Consider the following 434-nt stretch of genomic DNA (forward strand, 5'->3'; position numbering starts at 1 on the left):
AGTGTTTTGCAAAACAGTAATAACAACGTCATTATTTCGAGTATTACCGGAAATGCTAGCAGTATTGCCCTGTTCAGCTCACCAAGTAACGGAACTGCCAGCGTCAGTGGACTCTCCATTATTTATACACCGACCCCAGGATTTGTCGGTATCGATACTTTCAAATATACGGCAATTAATGCTTATGGTGTTTCTTCTGCCGCTTCGGTAAGCGTGACCGTTAATGGTATCCCACCCACCGTCACAAGCTTAACTGCGAGCGTGCTACAAAATAGTGGTGCCAATTCGCTCAGCACTAGTGCCAGCATCACTGGAAGTGCGAATAGCATCACACTGGTAGGTGCACCTGCGCATGGCAGTGCGAGTGTCAGCGGACTGAATGTCATCTACACACCCGCGCCTGGCTATGTCGGCGCCGACAGTCTGCAATTCAC

At 49.1% G+C, this 434-nt stretch carries 1 protein-coding gene; it reads left to right on the top strand.

Going from position 1 to position 434, the window contains the following annotated elements:
• A partial coding sequence (locus ACO0KW_RS20380) for an Ig-like domain-containing protein (RefSeq protein WP_423055174.1) occupies positions 1-434 on the top strand: 434 nt, incomplete at both ends.

It is taken from the genome of Undibacterium sp. Ji22W (assembly GCF_049340305.1).
In the GTDB taxonomy this organism is placed as follows: Bacteria; Pseudomonadota; Gammaproteobacteria; order Burkholderiales; family Burkholderiaceae_D; genus Undibacterium.